Below are 18,745 nucleotides of genomic sequence, written 5' to 3' on the forward strand. Positions count from 1 at the left end.
TTTACGGGATATGCGGCCAAAGGCAATATCCGCCGCGTCGTTGCAGACCAACCCGAAAAGAGCCTCCCCATGATCCTCGTCGCCTTCCGCAGCCGCCTGCGGCCCGAAGCCACTGAATCTTACGCCGCCATGGCGCAGCAGATCGGCCCGCTGGCGATGGCGGTGCCCGGCTATGTCGCGCACAAGGCCTATACCGCCGCCGATGGCGAACGCGTCACGCTGGTGGAATACGAGTCAGAAGACGCCGTGAAACTCTGGGCGCGCGACCGCCAGCATGCGGCAGCCAAGAAAGCCGGCCATGCCGAGTTCTTTTCCTGGTTTCGCGTGCAGGTCTGCCAGGTGCTGAGCGACCGCAGCCATGATGCCGCCGACAAACGGCCGGCCGCGCCGCCTGCCGCTTCCGGTCATCCGGTGATCGCGCGCTATTACTGAAGCAGCCAGCGCGCCACGATATAGCCGCCGAGCAGCAGCAGCGCGCCATAGAAGGCTTTCCTGAACGCCGCTTCCGACAGGCGGTCGCGCAGGCGCTGGCCGATCACCATGCCGAGCAGGGCCGGCAGCACGCACAGCCCCGAGAGCAGCAGCAGGTCGAGGCTCAGCATGTTGCGGCCACCGAGCGATGCGCCCAGCCCGAGCGTGGAGGCCATGAACAGCATGCCCATCGCCTGCACCAGCTGGTCGCGCGTCAGGCCCAGCGCCTGCAGATACGGCACGCCGGGCACCACGAAGCTGCCGGTCAGTCCGGTCAGCACGCCGTTGATGCCGCCCACTAAAGGTCCCGCCCAGATTTCATGCCGTGCCGGCAGCGACAGCGGCGGACGAGCCAAGCCGAGCAAGGCATAGACCACCAGCAGCAGCCCGAGCAGCGCGCCGAGCGCCTTGGCATCGACGAGTTCGAGCGCGGCGCTGCCGAGCCAGATGGCGACGGCGGCGCAGAGCAGGAACAGCCAGAGCCGCTTCAGCAGCATCCTGAAATGCCCGCCGACAAAGGCCTGCCACAGATTGGTGATCGCGTTGGGCGCCAGCAGCAGGATCATCGCCAGCCTGAGGTCCATGGTGGCGGCGAGCAGCCCGAGCGAGATGCTGGGCAGGCCGAGCCCGATGGTGCCCTTCACCATGCCGGCGAGCAAAAAGACGGCGCCGACCCAGAGCAGCAGGACGGGCTCGAAGGGCAAGGCAACGGGGAAGGACATGACGGGGCGGCTCCGGTGTTTTTTGTGATTTTCAATGCCCGGAGTATGGCAGGCGGCGGCAGGCGAATGCTTCGGCGGTGGCCGAAGTGTCCGCCGTTTCGTCATCTACTTATTACGTCACCCTCGGGCTTGACCCGAGGGTCTTTCTCCATCCGGCATGAGATCCTCGGGTCAAGCCCGAGGATGACGGTTTTAAAGTTGCAGCGTCCTGCCTACCCCAGCCACAGCAACGCCAGCGCGATCACCGCCGGCACGCAACCCCACTCCGTCACCCTCGGACTTGATCCGAGGGTCTTTCTCCGTCCGGCATGAGATCCCGGGTCAAGCCCGGGGACGACGACTATGAGAGCCACAGCAGCGCCAGCGCGATCGCGGCAGGCACGGTCTGGATGTAGAGGATTTTCTTCGCCGCCGTCGCCGCGCCATAGACGCCGGCCACCGCCACACAGGCGAGGAAGAAGCTCTTGATATGCAGCGCGGCGGGTTCGCCCCCTGCGAAGAGCGACGGATAGAGCAGCCCGAACACCAGCCCGGCGGCGAGGAACCCGTTGTAAAGCCCCTGGTTGGCGGCGAGCACCGCCGTGTCGCGCGCTTTCTCGGGCGTGTTGCGGAAGGCCTTCAGTCCGGCCGGCTTGGTCCAGAGAAACATCTCCAGCACCAGGATCCAGACATGCAGCACGGCGACCAGCGCGACGGCAATGTTTGCGATGAGAGACATGGCTTATTCCCCCTTATTCGCTCTTGGCTGCAGCCGCCTGCACGGTCGGATGCTGCGCCACCGCATCGAGCGCGCGGGCGGAGTACACCAGCGCCGCGCCGGCGCTGATCGCGATTGCCACGTTGCAGGCTTCGGCGATCTCTTCTTTCGTCGCGCCATGGCGGATCGCCGCATCGGTGTGCACGGTGATGCAGCCATCGCAGCGCAGGGCGACGCCGACCGCGATCGACATCAGCTCGCGCGTCTTGGCATCGAGATGACCGCTGTCTTTATAGGCCGTCGCCATGGTGCGATAGCCGTCCATCGTGCCGGGGCTGAGCCTGGCGATCTCGCCCATCGTGGTCTTGAGCTGGCGGCGGTAGTCGTTCCAGTCGAGCATCATGGCCTGTTCCCCCCGTGTAAGATGAGGGCAAGGCTGTGCCGCGCTGTCGCGATTGTCAATCTTTGCGATTAGTCGTCTTTGACGAAGGGATTCTTGCCCTTGCGCAGATGCATGCGCACCGGCACGCCCTGCAGGTCGAAATGCTCGCGCAGGCCGTTGATCAGGTAGCGCAGGTAGGATTCCGGGATGTATTCGGCGCGCGGGGCGAACAGCGCCACCGTCGGCGGCCGCGCCTTCACCTGCGTGGCATAGCGGATATTGACGCTGCGCCCGCCGGCCAGCGGCGGCGCGTTGCGCTGGGTCATCTCACTCAGCCAGCGATTGAGCTGCGAGGTCGAGATGCGGGTGTTCCAGCGCTTGTACTGCTGCATCACGGCGGGCAGCAGGCGGTCGAGATGCCGGCCGGTCAATGCAGAGAGCGTCACAACCGGAACACCGCGCGCCTGCGGCAGCGAGCGTTCCAGCCGGTCCTCGATATCCTTCAGCGCCAGCGCGCGATCGTCCACCGCATCCCACTTGTTGATGGCGATGACCAGCGCGCGGCCTTCGTTCAGCACATGATCGGCGATGGTGAGGTCCTGCTTGTCGAAGCCCAGCGCGCCGTCCAGCACCAGCACCACCACCTGGGCGAGACGGATGGTGCGAAGCGAGTCCGCGACCGACAGCTTTTCCAGCTTCTGCTCGACGCGCGACTTGCGCCGCATGCCGGCGGTATCCACCAGCTTCACCTTGCGGCCGTCATACTCCCACTGGATGGCGATGGCGTCGCGGGTCAGGCCGGGCTCGGGCCCGGTCAGCAGGCGGTCGCTGCCGATCAGCGCGTTCACCAGGGTCGACTTGCCGGCATTCGGACGCCCGACGATGGCGAGCTGGATCGGCTTGGCGGGATCGTCGATCAGCGGGGTTTCGTTTTCCGGATCGAGATCGATATCGACCTCGACCAGATCAAGCTCGTCGCCGTCATCGCCCAGCGCGCCGCCGGTGCGGCCGCCGATATGCTCGATCAGCGCCACGGCCAGGTCATACATGCCCTCGCCATGCTCGGCCGAGACCGGCAGCGGATCGCCCAGGCCGAGCGCATAGGCTTCGCCCACGCCGCTCTTGCCCGCGCCGCCTTCGCATTTGTTGGCGACCAGGATCACCGGCGTCTTCTGCTTGCGCAGCCAGTTGGCGAAATGCGAGTCGAGCGGCGTGATGCCGGCGCGGCCATCGATCACGAACAGCACGGCATCGGCCTCAAAGACGGCCGCCTCGGTCTGCAGCCGCATGCGGCCGGTCATGCTCTCGACGTCGGAGTCTTCCAGGCCGGCGGTGTCGACGGCGGTGAATTCCAGGTCGCCGAGCATGGCGGCGCCTTCGCGCCGGTCGCGCGTCACGCCCGGCGTGTCATCGACAATGGCGAGGCGCTTGCCAACCAGACGATTGAACAGCGTCGACTTGCCGACATTGGGCCGGCCGACAATGGCTACTTTAGCGGTCATGATCTCTACTTTTTAACGCAGCGCCGTCAGCCGCGCATCTTCCGTCACGATATAAACAGTGCCGTCAGCCACGACAGGCGGCTGCGCCGCTTTGTCGGAGAGGCTCATCGCGCCGATCAGGTCGCCGGTATAGGGCGAGATCGACAGCATGCGTTCGTCGCTGGAGGCGACCAGCAGGCGGTCGCCGGCCAGAACCGGGCCCCACCAGGTGATCACGCCCTTGTTGGTGCGCGCCTTGGGGTCTTCGTAGCGACGCAGCTGGCGGATCCACTTCACCCGGCCGTCGCGGCGCGACAGGCAGATGATCTCGGAATCGATGGTGATGGCATAGATGAACTCGCCGGCGACCCAGGGCGTCTGGATGCTGGGGATCACGCGTTCCCACACGCGCTCGCCGGTGCGCAGGTCGAGCGCCACGAAACGGCCCGACTGGCTGACGGCGTAGACGCGGCCGCGGTCGATCACCGGGCGGCCATTGATGTCGTTCAGGGCGCCGGCCTGGCTGAAGCGGCCGCTGGCGCGCACCAGCTGTTCGCCCCAGGCGACCACGCCGGTATCGGCGCGCAGCGCGAGGATTTCGCCCGACGAATACGGCGCCACCACGGTGTTGCCCTCGACCGCCGGATTGGCGGCGCCGAGGAAGCCGGCCTGCTCGGCAATGCCGGTATGGGTCCACAGCTCCGTGCCGCGCTCGATGTCGAGCGCATGCATCTGGTTGTCGTAGGTGATGACGAAGACGCGGCCGGCATCTGCGGTCGGCGCGCCGCGGATCGGCTGCTTGAGCTGCGTCGCCCAGAAGGCGCGGCCGGTGGCCGGCTCCAGCGCCACGACATCGCCGTAGCCGGTGGCGACGAACAGCCTGTCGGCATGCCAGGCGAGACCGCCGCCGGTGGCGCCGCTGTCTTCCTTGCGCGGCGTGAGGTTGACGCGCCACAGGCGCTTGCCGGTCTGCGCGTCAAAGGCGCTGATATTCGCCGCCGCATCCATGGCAAAGACGCGGCCGCCGGCGATCACCGGCTGCGACAGGATCTTCTGTTCGTCGTCGGCGGATTCACCGAGATCGGCGGTCCAGGCGGTGCGCAGCGTCTCGCCGAGTTCGAGATGCTGCATGGCATGGCCGGGATAACCGCCGCCCTGCGGCCATTCGGCATTGCGCCACGGCTTGGGCAGCGCGACCGGCGTTTCCGCCAGCTGCGGATCGGGATCGAGCTGGCTGTCAAACGCCAGCACCGAGATGCGCTCGCCGGTGGCCTCGACCTTCCGCTCCTCGTCGAACCAGCCGCCGATGGTGTCGCAGCCGGCAAGGCCTAACGTCACCACAACGAGAATGGCGAGGCGCTGCTTGGAGGTTCCGATCATTCGTGCTGCCCCGATGCCTGCGTGTTTACTGACCAGAAATCACTGTACCGGACCGCCGAGCGCGGCCAGCAGTTCGGCGGCGCGGCCACGCAGGCCGGCCGGAACCAGCGGATCGTCGGCCAGTGCGGTGAGCTGGCGACGCGCCTCCTCGACGTTGCCGGCCTTGAATTCGGCGATGGCGCCCAGTTCGCGGGCATTGGCGGCCCAGGGGCTGTCGCTGGTGATGGCGGACAGGCGCTGCTTCGCCTGGTCGAGCGGCAGCTGGTCCAGGCCATGGAAAACGGCGAGGTAGCGCGCGAGATCGCGGAAACCGGAGGTCGCACGGCTGTCGCCGGCGATGTTGTCATAGGCGGCGATGGCGCCGGTGATATCCTTGGCCTCGATCAGGTTGGCGGCCTGCTGGAAACGGGCGAGCTGGGCATAGCCGGCGGCATCGCCGCGCGCGAGATCGGCGAAGGCGGTGGCGGCTTCGGTGTTCTTGCCGGCCTGGGCCAGGCCGAGTGCGCTGCTGAACCGGGCGCCGGCGGCGGCGGTCCTGTCGGCCTGCCAGCCCTTCCACAGCTCATAGCCGGCCACGCCGGCCAGGATCACGATCACGAACCCGATGAAGAAGGGGCTCCAGCGTTTCCAGGCCTTTGCAGCCCTGTCGCGCCGGACTTCCTCGTCAACTTCCTCGATAAAATTGGCCACACCGAACTCCGCAGACACGAATCGCCACACCCGGTCCGCGACACGGACCGAAAACGGCGCGTACCTTACCCGGATCGCCGAATGATAGCAAAGCCCGGAAGACTCCCAATTTTTCTGATAACCTTTTGATAACACTTAGACTCTTGGCAAGACTCGGGAAATCGCCTAATCTGCCGCCGCATTCGCCAAACCGAGGGCTGCGGCCCGTGTCGCCACACGGCGTCGCCGAGGGGGAGCTTCGATGAACCGATTTTGGATTGCGGCGATCACGATCGTGATCTGCGCCAGTGCCGCCGGAGTCGCTTCGGCGCAGTCTAAGAAAGCTGCGAAGCCAACCGCCCTGATTCCCTTCGAGCTGGAACGCGCCAAGGAGCGCGGCGGCAGCGCCAGCGGCCTGATCCGCCTCAACGACGATGTCGCCCGCATGTCGGCAACGCGCATCATCGAGATGCCGGTGGTCGATGGCCGCATGGGCGAACATGCCCGCCTCGACAACCTGGAACTCTTCTTCCCCTATGGCAGCGTGGTGACCGCCACCGCCGAATTCCACAAATACCGCCCGGCCCTGCTGGCCGCGAGCGACAACACGGTGCCGGAATTCAATCCCGATCCGCTGTATGATCGCGTGAAGACCTTCGACAGCCAGCTCGGCCGCGTCTGCGCCACCGAGCAGCATAGCGACGGCCGCCGCACCGAGATGCGCATCAGCCCCGACCGCGTGATGTCGGTGGTGCAGGTGATGCCGGCGAAATATGCCGGCCCCAGCTCGCAGGAGCATCCGTCCTACAAGGTGATCAGCGGCCTGGAAATGCGTTTCCTCTCCTTCAAGGAGCCGGAAGCCGACCGCCTGTATCGCCAGTGCCAGCGCCCGAGCGGCCAGAAGGTCTCGGCGGCGCAGTAATCGTTTCCCCCATATCCCGTTCCATGACTGGTTCGGATTGGTTACAGCTGGCCGCCATTTTAATGGCGGCCTTGCTGATTCTGCCGGCCGCGCTGCGCCTGCCGTGGAAGAACACACGGATACTGGCCTTTGCCGCGATCTGGCTGGCGATCTTCGCCGTGGTCGCCCTGCTCTGGCGCCTGCTGAACTGATCAGCGTCTTTCTCACGCAGTTTTTATCAGTCACTTGCATGGCGCAGCCGCTATCCTGCGCCGTCTCGCGCGCGGTCTCGTCAGACCTTGCGCGCCGTCGGCCCATAACAATTCTGCAACCGGAGAAAACCCGATGAATGCCGATCTGCTCAGTCTCATGCCGAAGGTGGACTTTTCCCGCCGCGGCTTCATGGCCACCAGCCTGATCACCGGCTTTACCGTCGCCGCGGGTCCGGTGATGGGCCAGACCGCGATCAAGACCGATGCCACCGGCCTGACCGCCGGCGAAGTCGACATCCCGGTGCCGGGCGGCACCATGAAGGCCTATCGCGCCCAGCCGGCTGGCGCCGGTCCCTTCCCCACCATCCTGGTGGTGCAGGAAATCTTCGGCGTGCACGAATACATCAAGGATACCTGCCGCCGCTTCGCCAAGCAGGGCTTCCAGGCAATTGCCGGCGACCTCTATGCGCGCCAGGGCGACATGAGCAAGGTGACCGACATGCAGGGTGCCGTTGCCGTGGCCGGCAAGGTGCCGGATGCACAGGTGATGGCCGATCTGGACGCCACCGCAGCCTGGGCCGCGAAGAACGGCGGCAACGCCAGCAAGCTGGGCATCACCGGCTTCTGCTGGGGTGGCCGCATCACCTGGCTGTACAGCGCGCATAATCCGAAGGTGAAGGCTGGCGTGGCCTGGTATGGCCGTCTGGTCGGCGCTGCCAGCGAGCTGACGCCGAAGCATCCGGTCGATATCGCCAAGGACCTGAAGGCCCCCGTGCTGGGCCTCTACGGCGGCGCCGACCAGGGCATCCCGAACGACACGGTCGACCGCATGCGCGCGGCGCTGGACGCCAACAAGAAGTTCAACGTCTTCTACGTCTATCCCGACACGCCGCATGCCTTCCATGCCGACTACCGCCCGAGCTATCGCAAGGAACAGGCGGAAGATGGCTTCGCCAAGGCGGTGGCCTTCTTCAAGATGCATATGGCGTAAGCACTAGAAGCAGACACAAAAGAAAAAGCCGCAGAGCAATCTGCGGCTTTTTTTATTCCGTCACCCTCGGGACAAGCCCGAGGGCGACGTTGTTTTTAGATTTCTTACAGCCGGCCCTTGAGATTGGCCGAGGCCTTGAAGCGCACCGACTTCGACGCGGCGATCTTGATCGTTTCGCCGGTCTGCGGATTGCGGCCCTTGCGCGCGGCGCGCTTGGACACCTTGAAGGTGCCAAAGCCGACGATGGTGAAGGCGCCTTCCTTCTTCAGCGACTTGGCCATCGCTTCGAAGACTGCATCGACCGCCTCACCCGAGGCAGCCTTGGTGGCGCCAGTGGTGTCGCGCACGATTTCGATCAGATCAGCCTTGTTCATAGTCCCTCCAGTTTCTGCGGATCGTTCCCGCCATACAGAATCGGACGATCCGCAGCGGTCAAAGCAGTTACCCATATCGCCGCCGGCAAACAAGCCGCAACTGCGGCAGAACGGGCTTGATTTGCACGGCGAATCACGGCTGCCGCGAGTCGGAACGATTGATCGAGATCAAGGTTGCACGCGCGCGGGCGATCTAGGCTTCCGGCAGTGTTCAGGCGACACCAAAGGAGTCTCCCATGCCGCTCGCGCAAACCCTGTTCCTCGCCGCTGTCATCGGCGCCTTCACCCTGTTCGGTGCGACGCTGGCGTTTTGCCGCGCTGTCTCGAAGGACCTGCCGAAGTAAGGCCGCTCAGTACAGCAACGGTGCGGGCAGCAACCTGCGCAACTCGCCCGACTGCACCAGCGCCTTGGCGGCCGCGAGATCGGGCGCGAGATAGCGATCCTGCGCCATGAACGGCACCTGCGCGCGCAGCAGTCCCTGCGCGATCAGCAGCCGGTCAGACGTCACCAGCGGCGCACGCAGGTCCACGCCCTGCGCGGCACAGAGCCATTCGACCGCCACAATCCCGGCGGCATTCTCGGCCATCGCCAGCAGGCGATAGCCCGCATGGGCGGCCATCGAGACATGATCTTCCTGGTTGGCCGAGGTCGGGATCGTATCGATGCTGGCCGGATGGGCGCGCTGCTTGTTTTCGGACGCCAGCGCCGCCGCCGTCACCTGCGCGATCATAAAACCTGAGTTGATGCCGGGGTCTGGTGCGAGAAACGCCGGCAGGCCGCTGAGCACCGGATCGACCAGCAGCGAGGTGCGGCGCTCCGAGATATTGCCGGTCTCGGCCAGCGCGATGGCGATCATGTCGGCGGCAAAAGCCACCGGTTCGGCATGGAAGTTGCCGCCCGACAGGATACTGCCGTCGTCGAACACCAGCGGATTGTCGGACACGCCGTTGGCCTCGATCTCCAGCGTGACCGCGGCGTTGCGCAGCACATCCAGCACCGCGCCCATCACCTGCGGCTGGCAGCGCAGGCAGTAAGGGTCCTGCACGCGTTCGTCGCCCTGGCGATGCGAGGCGCGGATCACCGAACCTTCCAGCAGATGCAGCAGCAGGTCGGCCACCGCGATCTGGCCCGGCTGGCCGCGCGCCGCATGGATGCGCGGATCGAAAGGCGTGTCGCTGCCGGCGGCGGCATCGGTGCTGAGCGCGCCGCAGACCAGCGCAGCGGCGACGACATCCTCGGTGGCGAACAGTCCCGCCAGCGCCAGTGCCGTGGACACCTGCGTGCCATTCAGCAGCGCAAGACCTTCCTTGGCGCCGAGGTGCAGCGGCGTCAGCCCTGCCTGCTTCAGTCCTTCAGCGGCATCGGTTTCGACGCCGCCAATGCGCACCCTGCCCTCGCCGATCAGCGGCAGCACCAGATGCGCCAGCGGCGCGAGATCGCCCGATGCGCCAACCGAACCCTGCGCCGGAATACAGGGCAGCACATCGGCATTCAGCAGCGCCTGCAATGCAGTGATCGTCTCCCACTGCACACCTGACAGGCCCTGCGCGAGTGAATTGATCTTGAGCAGCAGGATCAGGCGCACCACGGCATCGGGCAGCAAAGGCCCGGTGCCGACGGCGTGGCTGAGCACCAGCCGGCGCTGCAGCTCGGCCACCTGGTCGGGTGCAATGCGCACCTTGGCGAGTTTGCCGAAACCGGTATTGATGCCGTAGACCGGCGCGTCGCCCGCGGCCGCCGCGGCGACCAGCGCCGCCGATTTATCCACAGCCGGGCGAACCGTCGCTGCCTCCAGCACCAGGTCGATCCGGCCCCCGCGATACAGCGCGGCAATCTCCGGCAACGGCAATTTCCCGGGCAGCAATCGGCAGGACATGCGGAACTCCTGGCGCTTATCGGGCCTGTTTTGTGGGCAGTTCGATCCTAACACGGTACGGCGGGCAGGCTCACTTGTCTATACATGCATATTTGACTTGCCGGCTTTCGCGCCACGGTCTTAAATTGTGCAGCTGCGAATGGCCATGATGGCTGTTCGCTCAGACCTAGAGCGGGGGTTCCGGGACATGACGAAGACTTTGATTGCGGGCATTGCAACTGCAGCTGCCCTTCTCGCCGCGCCGGCCATGGCGCAGGACAAGATCGTGCTGGGCATGAGCGGCTGGACCGGCTTTGCGCCGCTGACGCTGGCTGCCGAGGCCGGCCTGTTCAAGAAGCATGGCGTGGATGTCGAGATCAAGTTCATCCCGCAGAAGGAGCGTCACCTGACAGTCGCCGCCGGCGCCACGCAGGCGGTTGCCACCACCGTCGACACCTTCGTCGCCTGGACCGCTGCCGGCGTGCCGCTGACCCAGGTGCTGCTGCTCGACAAGTCGAAGGGCGGCGACGGCCTGGCTGTGCGCGGCAATATCAACAAGATCACCGACCTGAAGGGCAAGACCATTGCCGTCGACGGTGCCGGCACCACGCCGTATTTCACCCTGCTTGCCTTCATGAAGCGCAACGGAATGTCGCCCAAGGATGTGCAGTTCGCGACGCTCGGCCCGCAGCCGGCGGCGCAGGCCTTCATCGCCGGCCAGTATGATGCGGCGCTGACCTATGAGCCGTATCTGTCGTCGGTGCGCAATGCGCCGAATGCCGGCAAGATCCTGATCACCACGCTGGATTATCCGGTGGTGGTGGACATGGTCGCCTTCCAGCCCGACTACATCAAGAAGAACCCGAAGATCGTGCAGGGCGTGGTCAACGGCTACTTCGACGCGCTGGAAATGATCAAGAAGGAACCGGCCAAGTCGAACGAGATCATGGGCGCCAAGGTGAAGCAGACTGCCGAGCAGTTCGCGACCTCGGCCTCGTATATCGCCTGGCAGGACAAGGCCGCCAATCAGGCCTATTTCAAGGGCGAGCTGCAGACCTTCATGAAGGAAGCCGCCGACATCCAGCTCGAAGCCGGCGTGATCCGTGCGATCCCCGACCTCAAGGCGCTGGTCGATGACACGTTCATCAAGTGAAAACCGGCATCAAGTGAGTCTCTGACTTAAGGACAATAAGTGTTCGATCCACTTAAGCCTGTTTCCCCGGGGCGGCGTACCGCCCTGGGGATTCTCTTTTTCGTCGTCTTCCTCGCCGGCTGGAGCGCAGTCACCTTCGGCGGCATCGTGCCGCCGCTGTTCCTCGCCAATCCGGTGAAGGCAGCGCAGGCCGGCATTTCGCTGTTCACGGAATACGGCTTTGCCAAGGATGTCGGCGTCACTATCTGGCGCGTGGTCGGCGGCTTCGTGATCGCTGCCGTATTCGCCGTGCCGCTCGGCATCCTGATGGGCGCCTTCAAGAGTGTCGAAGCCTTCTTCGAGCCATTCATTTCCTTTGCCCGCTACCTGCCCGCCTCCGCCTTCATCCCGCTGCTGATCCTGTGGGCCGGCGTCGGCGAGGCGCAGAAGCTGTCGGTAATCGTCATCGGCTCCTTCTTCCAGATCGTGCTGATGGTCGCCGTGATTGTCGGCGGCAGCCGCATGGATCTGGTCGAGGCCTCCAAGACGCTGGGCGCCAAACGCGCCGGCATCGTGCTGCGCGTACTGTTACCGGGCGCCGCGCCGCAGATCGCCGAAACCCTGCGCCTCGTGCTGGGCTGGGCCTGGACCTATGTGATCGTCGCCGAACTGATCGGCGCGCAGAGCGGCATCGGCCATATGATCATGGACAGCCAGCGCCTGCTCGATACCGGGCAGATGATCTTCGGCATTTTCGTGATCGGCCTGATCGGCCTGGTCTCCGACTTCCTGTTCAAGCAGGCCAACGAGCGCCTCTATCCCTGGTATTTCATCAAGTGAGCAAGCTTCGCATCGAGAATGTCAGCCGGATTTTCCCGGGCGTGCGCGGCGGCGAGCCGACCCGCGCGCTGGAACCGACCCACTTAAGCGTCGAGGACAACGACTTCATCACCATCCTGGGCCCTTCGGGCTGCGGCAAGAGCACGCTGCTGCGCATCGTCGCCGGGCTGGACCAGCCGACCACCGGCCGGGTACTGCTCGACGGCCAGGCCGTGCGCGACCCCGGCCCGGATCGCGGCATGGTGTTCCAGAGCTACACGCTGTTCCCCTGGCTGACCGTGCGGGAAAACATCTGCTTCGGCCTGCGCGAAAAGCAGGTGCCGGACAGGCAGCAGGCCGAGATCGCCGACCATTTCATCAACCAGGTCGGCCTCAAGGGGTTTGAGAACCATTTCCCCAAGCAGCTCTCGGGCGGCATGCAGCAGCGCACCGCGCTGGCACGCGCGCTGGCCAACGATCCGAAGATCATGCTGCTGGATGAACCCTTCGGCGCGCTCGACAACCAGACCCGCGCGCTGATGCAGGAACTGCTGCTCGGCATCTGGGAAGCCGCCAAGAAGACCGTGCTGTTCGTGACGCATGATATCGACGAAGCGATCTTCATGGCCAACCGCGTGCTGGTGATGACGGCCCGGCCCGGCAAGGTGAAATGCGACATTGCCATCGATCTGCCGCATCCGCGCCATTACACGATGAAGACCTCGCCCGAATTCGCCGCCTTCAAGGCGCGGCTGACCGAGGAAATCCGCGTCGAGTCGATCCGCGCGGCACAACTGGAACACTGACCATGCAGATCCGCCCGTTTGCGGAAGCCGACCGCAGCGCCGTCATCGCGCTGTGGCAGGCCTGCGGCCTGACCCGGCCGTGGAACGATCCGGATACCGATATCAGCTTCTGCATCTCGCGGCCGGAATCGACCATCCTGGTCGGCGCCCGCGACGGCAAGGTGATTGCCAGCATCATGACCGGCCATGACGGCCATCGCGGCTGGCTCTACTATCTCGCGGTCGAGCCGGCCCTGCAGAAGGGTGGCCATGGCCGCGCCATGGTGGCGGCTGCCGAAAGCTGGCTGCAGCAGCGCGGCGTGCCCAAGGTCATGCTGATGGTGCGCCCCGAGAACGACAAGGTGCGTGCCTTCTACGAGGCGCTCGGCTACGAGGAAGAACCCCGCGTCATCTTCGCCCGCCGGCTGGACGGGAAGTGACGTTACGACAGTCTTGAGCGCCGCCGCGAAGCCGGCCTAGTCTCCTCTCCTCACGGGAGGACATCATGGCCCAGTCTATTGCGGTGCTCGGCGGCAACGGCGTCTATGCCCGCCACCTGATTCCCCGCCTCATCGCGGCCGGCCATACCGTGCGCGCCGTGGTGCGCCGTCCCGAAGCCGCCGGCATCGCGCGCGACAGCAATGCTGAAGTTTGCACCGGCGATATCTTCGACACGGCATCGATGGCAGCCGCCTTCGCCGGCTGCGACACCGCGATCAACCTCGCCACATCCTTGCCCGGCCCGAGCGGGCGTGGCGACTTCGCCGCCAATGACAGGCTGCGCGTCGAGGGCGCGCCGAATTTCGTCACCGCCTGTAAGCAGGCCAATGTTTCGCGCGTGATTCAGCAGAGCATCAGCTTCCTGAATGCCTCGGGCAGCGCGGACTGGTCCGATGAAGACCACCGCTATGCGCCGCCGGCCGAGACCATCGCGAGCAAGGCGATGGATGCCGCGGAGGCGATGGAAGCCACGATCCGGGCGTCGGGCCTCGACTGGATCATCCTGCGCGGCGGGCTGTTCTACGGCCCCGGCACCGGCTTCGACGAACGCTGGTTCGCGGGTGCGGCCGCCGGCAAGCTGAAGATGCCGGGCGACGGCAGCGACTATGTCTCTCTGCTGCATATCGCCGACATGGCGGCCGCCACCGTCGCCGCGGTGCAGAAGTGGCCGTCGCGCCAGACGCTGATTGTCTGCGACGATCAGCCTGCGCAGTGGCGCGAGGTATTCGGCTTCATCGCCGCCAGCCTCGGCCAGCCGGCCCCGGCACCCGGCGGCGCGGCCGGCTTTCCGTCCTTCCGCCTGCGCAATGCGCGCGCCAAAACCGCGCTTGGGTGGCAGCCGTTTTACAAGAGCTTCCGCGAAGGCCTCGCGCGCTGATCCGGGCGCGCTGAGCCTCACCCCAGATTGAGGAAATCGCGCTTCACCAGCGGCAGGCCCTTGTGACGCAGGATGTCGTAGGCCGTCACCGCGTGGAAAAAGAAATTCGGCAGCGCGAAGCCCGTCAGATAGTCCTGGCCGGTGAAGCTCAGCTCGCCGCTGCCGGTCTTGAGCGCCACGGCGCGGGTCTCCGCGCCCTCGAAGGCCGCCTCGCCGATACCATTGACGAAATCCAGCACGGCTTTGATCCGCGCCTGCAGTTCGGCAAAGCTGGTCTCGGTATCGGGATGGCTCGGCGGCGTGATGCCGGCCGGTCGCGCGGCGCCGAATTTGGCGGCATCGCAGGCGGCCTGGATCTGGCGGGTGAGCGCATACATGTCGGGCGCCAGCCGCGCCTCCAGCAGGTCGGCAGGCGACAGGCCGTTGGCGGCGGCATGCGCCTCGGCCTTGGTCAGCAGCTTGGACAGCATGCTCAGGCCACGGGCAAAGACCGGCACCGAGGCCTGGTACATCGAGAGCGACATTTTCTGATCTCCGAAGGATTAAACGTCAGCGGTAACCGCTGGCCTACAGCTAGGCTTCGCGTGGCAAAAGTCTAGCGCCCGCCGCCGCGGGCCTCATCGAAATATTTGCGTAACAGCGGCAGCGCATTGCCGTAATCCTGCAGCACCATCGCCATGTCCATGGTCTCGCCATCGGCGCCCAGCGGCAGGCGCAGCACGCGGTAGGACATCGGCTCGCCGGTGCTGGCAATCACGCTGATCTGCAGATACTGCGGGGCGCGCTCGCGCTGCATTTCGCAGAGATCGTTCCACAGCCGCAGGCCATGCTGTTGCGGCACCAGGTCGAGCACGGAATGTCCGGTCACTTCCACGCCGCGCAGGTCACGGCTCATGGTGCCGGCCAGCCTGTAACGGAAATCCGGTGGGTCGCTGATCACGTCGATCAGGATCAGCCGGGGCAGGATGGGCTTGAGTTCGACCGGGTCGAAATCGGCGCGCGCCGGCATGACCCGGCCGGCACGCTTGACCTGCCACAGATCGATGGCCAGCCGGCAATCCGGATTGGCCAAGGCCTCCTCCAGCGGCAGGCGCGTGAATTGCGCCCGCGAATCCCGGCTGTCGATCTCGACCGGATCGTGGAATGCCACAGTTCCCCTCCCGCCAGCAGCCGGTATCGGTCGCTGTTGGGAGGCACCATAGCAGTTTCTGCCGGGGGCGGCGTTTTTTTGGCGCGCCCCGCGCCAGGCCGGATATACGAATTTAACGCTTCAGGGCCGCCGCGTAAGCGTCGGGCCTGAAGCCGGCCATCACCTTGCGGTTATTGCCTTCCGGGCCATATTCAAGCATCGGCCGCTTGATCATCGAGGGCTGCGCGATCATCAGCGCGATCGCCTTCTTCTCGGTCAGGTTCTCGCGGTCGGAGTCCGGCAGCTTGCGAAACGTCGTGCCGGCACGGTTGAGCACCGCCTCCCAGCCCAGCGCTCCGCACCAGCTTTCCAGATGCGCCTGGTCGATGCCGCTGGCCTTGTAGTCGTGGAAGTCATGCTTCACGCCACGATCCTTCAGCCAGGTGAAGGCCTTCTTCATGGTGTCGCAGTTCTTGATGCCGTAGATGGTGACGGGCATGTGTTTACTCCAGATAACCCTGCAGGCGCATCCAGTCGCCCAGTTCGCGGTTCACCGCCCCGGTGAGTGCCGCATCGAAATCCCTGCTGCGCCCGATATTCGCCTTGTCCGATGAAATCATTTTCGTGTCGAAGCGGTTCTCGACCTCGAGGAAAGCAGCAACTGTGGCCATGGTCTCGTCGGTTTTAGTCACGAGATCCTCGAGCCGCACTTCCAGCAGGCTGTCGGCCGGAATGCTGTCCTTCAGCGCGCGGTAGCTGCGGATCATCGCGGCACAGACCGATACGGCCAAGGGCTGATCGGACGGGAACCAGGTCTGGTTGATGAAGGATGATGCCACATCGCGCGGATCTCGGATCATGTGGATGAACTTCATCTTCGGATACAGCGCGTGCAGAAAATCGAAGTTGACGAAATTCAGCGGCGTATCGTCGATCCAGCGCGAGGCTCCGGCTGCAGTCACCGGCTGCGCATAGAGCTCATCGAGGAAGCGGCCGCATTCGGCGAGGATCGCTTCGCGCGTGAAAGTCCTCGCCACGAAGAACGGCTTGAGCAGGCCATCGGCGCCGACAATGCCATCCGGCGCGATATGCGCCACAACACGCAGCAGAAAGGCATTGATGCAGGCGATATAATGCTCGATGCCGAAGCGTACGCCGATGGCATGGATCGAGCCGGGAATGTCGGGATTCTCGCGCTGGACAATCTCGAAAGCCTGCTGAAAGTTGAGCTTCTGCCCGTCGCGCAGCTGGTTGAGGCGATGGTTCAGTTCCGGCACAGGAAAGCCGAACTGCTGCATCCGCTGCGCACGCGACAGGAAACCCTGGATGATGGCGTGCAAGCGATTGATCTCATAGCGGCCGCTCAGGTTCTCCACGATGTCCCTGAGGCCGCCATGCTCGACGATCAGCTTGTTCTCATGGACCGGCAGGCAGAAATCGGCATGGCTGTTGAGCAGATTCGCCATGATCGAGGTGCCGGAGCGCCCCGTTCCGCCGATAAAGACCGGTCTGTCCAGTTGCATCCGTGGTCCGATTCGCTTGCCGTGACGGTCCCTGTCTTTATACACAATCCTGACTTTTGCCGCCGCCCGCAGCTCAGCCGAAAGTGAAGGCATAGGCGCGGATGCCGGGATCGTCGAACTCGATCCGGAAGGTCCGCTCGCCCACCGTGCCGGACTGCCGCACCAGCTGGTACAGCCGGCTGTCCTGCACGACGCCCCAGCCCTCCGCATCGATATCCGCACCGTGATCGGCGCCGGGTGCTGCGCCATCGAGGGTGACGCGGAAACGCACCGGTCGGCTGCCGCCATTGGCATCAGACGTGGGCGCCAGCACCAGATGCAGGTCGCGGGCGCGGAAGCGATGCAGGATGCCACCGCCGGCGCTGTGCAGGGTTGCGAATTCCGCCCCCACCGTCCAGCTGCCGTCCAGGCCCCAGCGGTTGCGCGACAGCGCCGCCGGCGCCTGATAAAGCTGCGCTGTATCAGGATGCAGGCCGCCCGGCGAGGCGAAGCCGCTGGTCTGTTGGTAGCCGATATAGGTTTCGCCCGAAGCGAGATTGCGCAGATCCGGCGCCGCCTGCGCACCATTTCCGGCCACCGTGCCGAGCGGCATCGTCATGGCGGCACCGCGCGTCTCGGCCAGCAGCTGCTGGATCAGTTTCTCGCCGCGATCCTCGCTGCCCTCGCCCAGGATGCGCTGCCGGATCTGGCCATCGCTGCCGATGAAATACAGCGCCGGCCATGCCTGGTTGCCGAAGGCGCGCCAGGTGGTGAAATCGTTATCGAGCGCGACCGGATAGGTGATGCCGAGCGAGGGCAGCGCCCGCGCAACATTCTCGATCCGCTTCTCGAAGGCGAATTCCGGCGTATGAACACCGACCACCACCAGGCCACTGTCGCGATACTTCTCGGCCCAGCCGCGCACATGCGGCAGCAGGCGCAGGCAGTTGATGCAGGAATAGGTCCAGAAATTCACCAGCACGACCTTGCCGCGCAGGTCTTCCGCCCGCAGCGCCGGACCATTCAGCCAGGGACGCGGCTGCAGCAGCGCCGCCAGCGGGCCGGTGAGCGGCTGCGGTTTGGGCTGTGCCTCGGCAGCGCGCGCATTGCCCAGCAGGGTCAGCAGGCATTGCTCGATCTGCGCCGTGCCGGCCGACGACAGCCGCGTCAACAACCCGACATCGAGGCCGCTCCAGATCGCCGCCACGCCGGCAATCACCGCGGCACCCGAGACACGGCGTAGCCGGTCGGTCCAGGCCGATGAAAAACCTGCGGCCAGACGCCGGCCGAACAGCAGGCCGAGCGCCAGTGCCGTCGCCGCGCCCAGGCCATAGGTGAACAGCAGCAGCGAGGTTTCTGCGCCCGGGCCGCGCAAGGCGGCACCGGTGAGGATCACGCCCAGCACCGGGCCGGCGCAGGGCGCCCAGACCAGTCCGGTGGCGATGCCGACCAGCAGTGAGGCGCCGGACGATGTCTTGCCGCCATCACGCTGCGCCGACCGGTACATCTCGACCCGGTGCAGCAGCCGATTGCCGGCACTCACCAGCGGCGCCATCAGCCGCGTCGCCACTGCCGGCACCAGCATGGCGAGCCCGAACAGCGCCATGCCGGCCAATGCAATGTTGCGGCCGTAATGGCTGGCCGCCACCGCCCAGTGCCCGGCGACCGCACCGAGGCTGGCCGCCGCAGCAAAAGCGACCGCAAGCCCGAGCAGCAGCGGCAGCGCGCCCTGCCGGAAAGGTTGATCCGCACGCGCCAGCACGAAGGGCAGCACCGGCAGGATGCAGGGCGTGACGATGGTGAACAGTCCGGCCAGGTAAGCCAAAGCAAAGAGCGTCATGCGGATCTCCGATCAGAAGCGCAG

At 65.4% G+C, this 18,745-nt stretch carries 22 protein-coding genes; 9 read left to right on the plus strand and 13 right to left on the minus strand.

The window, feature by feature from the left end:
• The first annotated feature begins 69 nt into the window (after positions 1 to 69).
• Positions 70 to 432, plus strand: a complete 363-nt coding sequence (locus FNB15_RS19520; RefSeq protein ID WP_185973627.1) for an antibiotic biosynthesis monooxygenase family protein — start codon at positions 70 to 72, stop codon at positions 430 to 432.
• Here FNB15_RS19520 and FNB15_RS19525 read toward each other — a convergent pair.
• The 6 genes from FNB15_RS19525 to FNB15_RS19550 all read right to left on the minus strand — a co-directional run bounded on the left by FNB15_RS19525 (position 426) and on the right by FNB15_RS19550 (position 5,823).
• Positions 426 to 1,193 carry a sulfite exporter TauE/SafE family protein gene (locus FNB15_RS19525; protein ID WP_144258327.1) on the minus strand — a complete coding sequence of 256 codons (768 nt, stop codon included), beginning with the start codon at positions 1,191 to 1,193 and terminating at the stop codon, positions 426 to 428. The two genes, FNB15_RS19520 and FNB15_RS19525, sit on opposite strands and share 7 nt — an antisense overlap.
• A gap of 340 nt (positions 1,194 to 1,533) precedes the next feature.
• Entirely contained in the window at positions 1,534 to 1,911 is a 378-nt protein-coding gene (locus FNB15_RS19530) for a DUF1304 domain-containing protein (RefSeq protein ID WP_144258328.1), read from the minus strand.
• 13 nt (positions 1,912 to 1,924) lie between these two features.
• Positions 1,925 to 2,293, minus strand: a complete 369-nt coding sequence (locus FNB15_RS19535) for a carboxymuconolactone decarboxylase family protein (RefSeq protein WP_425460272.1) — start codon at positions 2,291 to 2,293, stop codon at positions 1,925 to 1,927.
• A gap of 68 nt (positions 2,294 to 2,361) precedes the next feature.
• On the minus strand, positions 2,362 to 3,774 hold the full coding sequence (gene der / locus FNB15_RS19540) for a ribosome biogenesis GTPase Der (protein WP_144258329.1): 1,413 nt from the start codon (positions 3,772 to 3,774) through the stop codon (positions 2,362 to 2,364).
• A gap of 12 nt (positions 3,775 to 3,786) precedes the next feature.
• Entirely contained in the window at positions 3,787 to 5,133 is a 1,347-nt protein-coding gene (locus FNB15_RS19545; protein WP_144258330.1) for a PQQ-like beta-propeller repeat protein, read from the minus strand.
• A 39-nt stretch (positions 5,134 to 5,172) separates the two neighbouring features.
• On the minus strand, positions 5,173 to 5,823 hold the full coding sequence (locus FNB15_RS19550; RefSeq protein ID WP_185973628.1) for a tetratricopeptide repeat protein: 651 nt from the start codon (positions 5,821 to 5,823) through the stop codon (positions 5,173 to 5,175).
• A gap of 241 nt (positions 5,824 to 6,064) precedes the next feature.
• Here FNB15_RS19550 and FNB15_RS19555 point away from each other — a divergent pair, with 241 nt between their 5' ends.
• From FNB15_RS19555 to FNB15_RS19560, 3 genes are all read left to right on the plus strand, one after another.
• Positions 6,065 to 6,724, plus strand: coding sequence for a hypothetical protein (locus FNB15_RS19555; RefSeq protein ID WP_144258332.1), 660 nt, complete (start codon positions 6,065 to 6,067; stop codon positions 6,722 to 6,724).
• Positions 6,725 to 6,747: 23 nt separating this feature from the next.
• Positions 6,748 to 6,915: a hypothetical protein gene (locus FNB15_RS21010; protein WP_185973629.1), complete on the plus strand. Its 168-nt coding sequence runs from the start codon at positions 6,748 to 6,750 to the stop codon at positions 6,913 to 6,915.
• A 133-nt stretch (positions 6,916 to 7,048) separates the two neighbouring features.
• Positions 7,049 to 7,906, plus strand: coding sequence for a dienelactone hydrolase family protein (locus FNB15_RS19560; protein WP_144258333.1), 858 nt, complete (start codon positions 7,049 to 7,051; stop codon positions 7,904 to 7,906).
• 104 nt (positions 7,907 to 8,010) lie between these two features.
• Here FNB15_RS19560 and FNB15_RS19565 read toward each other — a convergent pair whose 3' ends face one another.
• Positions 8,011 to 8,280, minus strand: a complete 270-nt coding sequence (locus FNB15_RS19565; protein WP_144258334.1) for an HU family DNA-binding protein — start codon at positions 8,278 to 8,280, stop codon at positions 8,011 to 8,013.
• A gap of 350 nt (positions 8,281 to 8,630) precedes the next feature.
• Entirely contained in the window at positions 8,631 to 10,157 is a 1,527-nt protein-coding gene (hutH, locus tag FNB15_RS19570) for a histidine ammonia-lyase (RefSeq protein ID WP_144258335.1), read from the minus strand.
• A 187-nt stretch (positions 10,158 to 10,344) separates the two neighbouring features.
• Here hutH and FNB15_RS19575 point away from each other — a divergent pair, with 187 nt between their 5' ends.
• The 5 genes from FNB15_RS19575 to FNB15_RS19595 all read left to right on the plus strand — a co-directional run bounded on the left by FNB15_RS19575 (position 10,345) and on the right by FNB15_RS19595 (position 14,250).
• Positions 10,345 to 11,289, plus strand: coding sequence for an ABC transporter substrate-binding protein (locus FNB15_RS19575; RefSeq protein WP_221932686.1), 945 nt, complete (start codon positions 10,345 to 10,347; stop codon positions 11,287 to 11,289).
• 39 nt (positions 11,290 to 11,328) lie between these two features.
• Positions 11,329 to 12,108, plus strand: coding sequence for an ABC transporter permease (locus FNB15_RS19580; RefSeq protein WP_144258337.1), 780 nt, complete (start codon positions 11,329 to 11,331; stop codon positions 12,106 to 12,108).
• The gene (locus tag FNB15_RS19585) at positions 12,105 to 12,893 is read left to right on the plus strand and encodes an ABC transporter ATP-binding protein (RefSeq protein ID WP_144258338.1); all 789 of its coding nucleotides are present in this window, start codon (positions 12,105 to 12,107) and stop codon (positions 12,891 to 12,893) included. Before FNB15_RS19580 ends, FNB15_RS19585 begins: the two co-directional genes overlap by 4 nt.
• 2 nt (positions 12,894 to 12,895) lie before the next feature.
• On the plus strand, positions 12,896 to 13,312 hold the full coding sequence (locus FNB15_RS19590) for a GNAT family acetyltransferase (RefSeq protein ID WP_144258339.1): 417 nt from the start codon (positions 12,896 to 12,898) through the stop codon (positions 13,310 to 13,312).
• Positions 13,313 to 13,377: 65 nt separating this feature from the next.
• Positions 13,378 to 14,250 carry an NAD-dependent epimerase/dehydratase family protein gene (locus FNB15_RS19595; RefSeq protein ID WP_144258340.1) on the plus strand — a complete coding sequence of 291 codons (873 nt, stop codon included), beginning with the start codon at positions 13,378 to 13,380 and terminating at the stop codon, positions 14,248 to 14,250.
• Between the two features lie 17 nt (positions 14,251 to 14,267).
• On the opposite strand, the gene FNB15_RS19600 is transcribed toward FNB15_RS19595, so the two are convergent.
• The 5 genes from FNB15_RS19600 to FNB15_RS19620 all read right to left on the minus strand — a co-directional run bounded on the left by FNB15_RS19600 (position 14,268) and on the right by FNB15_RS19620 (position 18,721).
• Entirely contained in the window at positions 14,268 to 14,774 is a 507-nt protein-coding gene (locus tag FNB15_RS19600; RefSeq protein WP_144258341.1) for a DUF1993 domain-containing protein, read from the minus strand.
• 71 nt (positions 14,775 to 14,845) lie between these two features.
• Positions 14,846 to 15,400, minus strand: coding sequence for a PAS domain-containing protein (locus FNB15_RS19605; protein ID WP_144258342.1), 555 nt, complete (start codon positions 15,398 to 15,400; stop codon positions 14,846 to 14,848).
• A 112-nt stretch (positions 15,401 to 15,512) separates the two neighbouring features.
• Positions 15,513 to 15,878: an ArsC family reductase gene (locus FNB15_RS19610; RefSeq protein WP_144258343.1), complete on the minus strand. Its 366-nt coding sequence runs from the start codon at positions 15,876 to 15,878 to the stop codon at positions 15,513 to 15,515.
• 4 nt (positions 15,879 to 15,882) lie between these two features.
• Positions 15,883 to 16,845, minus strand: a complete 963-nt coding sequence (locus FNB15_RS19615) for a sulfotransferase family protein (protein WP_185973630.1) — start codon at positions 16,843 to 16,845, stop codon at positions 15,883 to 15,885.
• Between the two features lie 130 nt (positions 16,846 to 16,975).
• Positions 16,976 to 18,721, minus strand: coding sequence for a cytochrome c biogenesis protein DipZ (locus FNB15_RS19620; RefSeq protein ID WP_144258345.1), 1,746 nt, complete (start codon positions 18,719 to 18,721; stop codon positions 16,976 to 16,978).
• Between the last annotated feature and the right edge of the window lie 24 nt (positions 18,722 to 18,745).

This window comes from Ferrovibrio terrae (assembly GCF_007197755.1).
Lineage (GTDB): Bacteria > Pseudomonadota > Alphaproteobacteria > Ferrovibrionales > Ferrovibrionaceae > Ferrovibrio > Ferrovibrio terrae.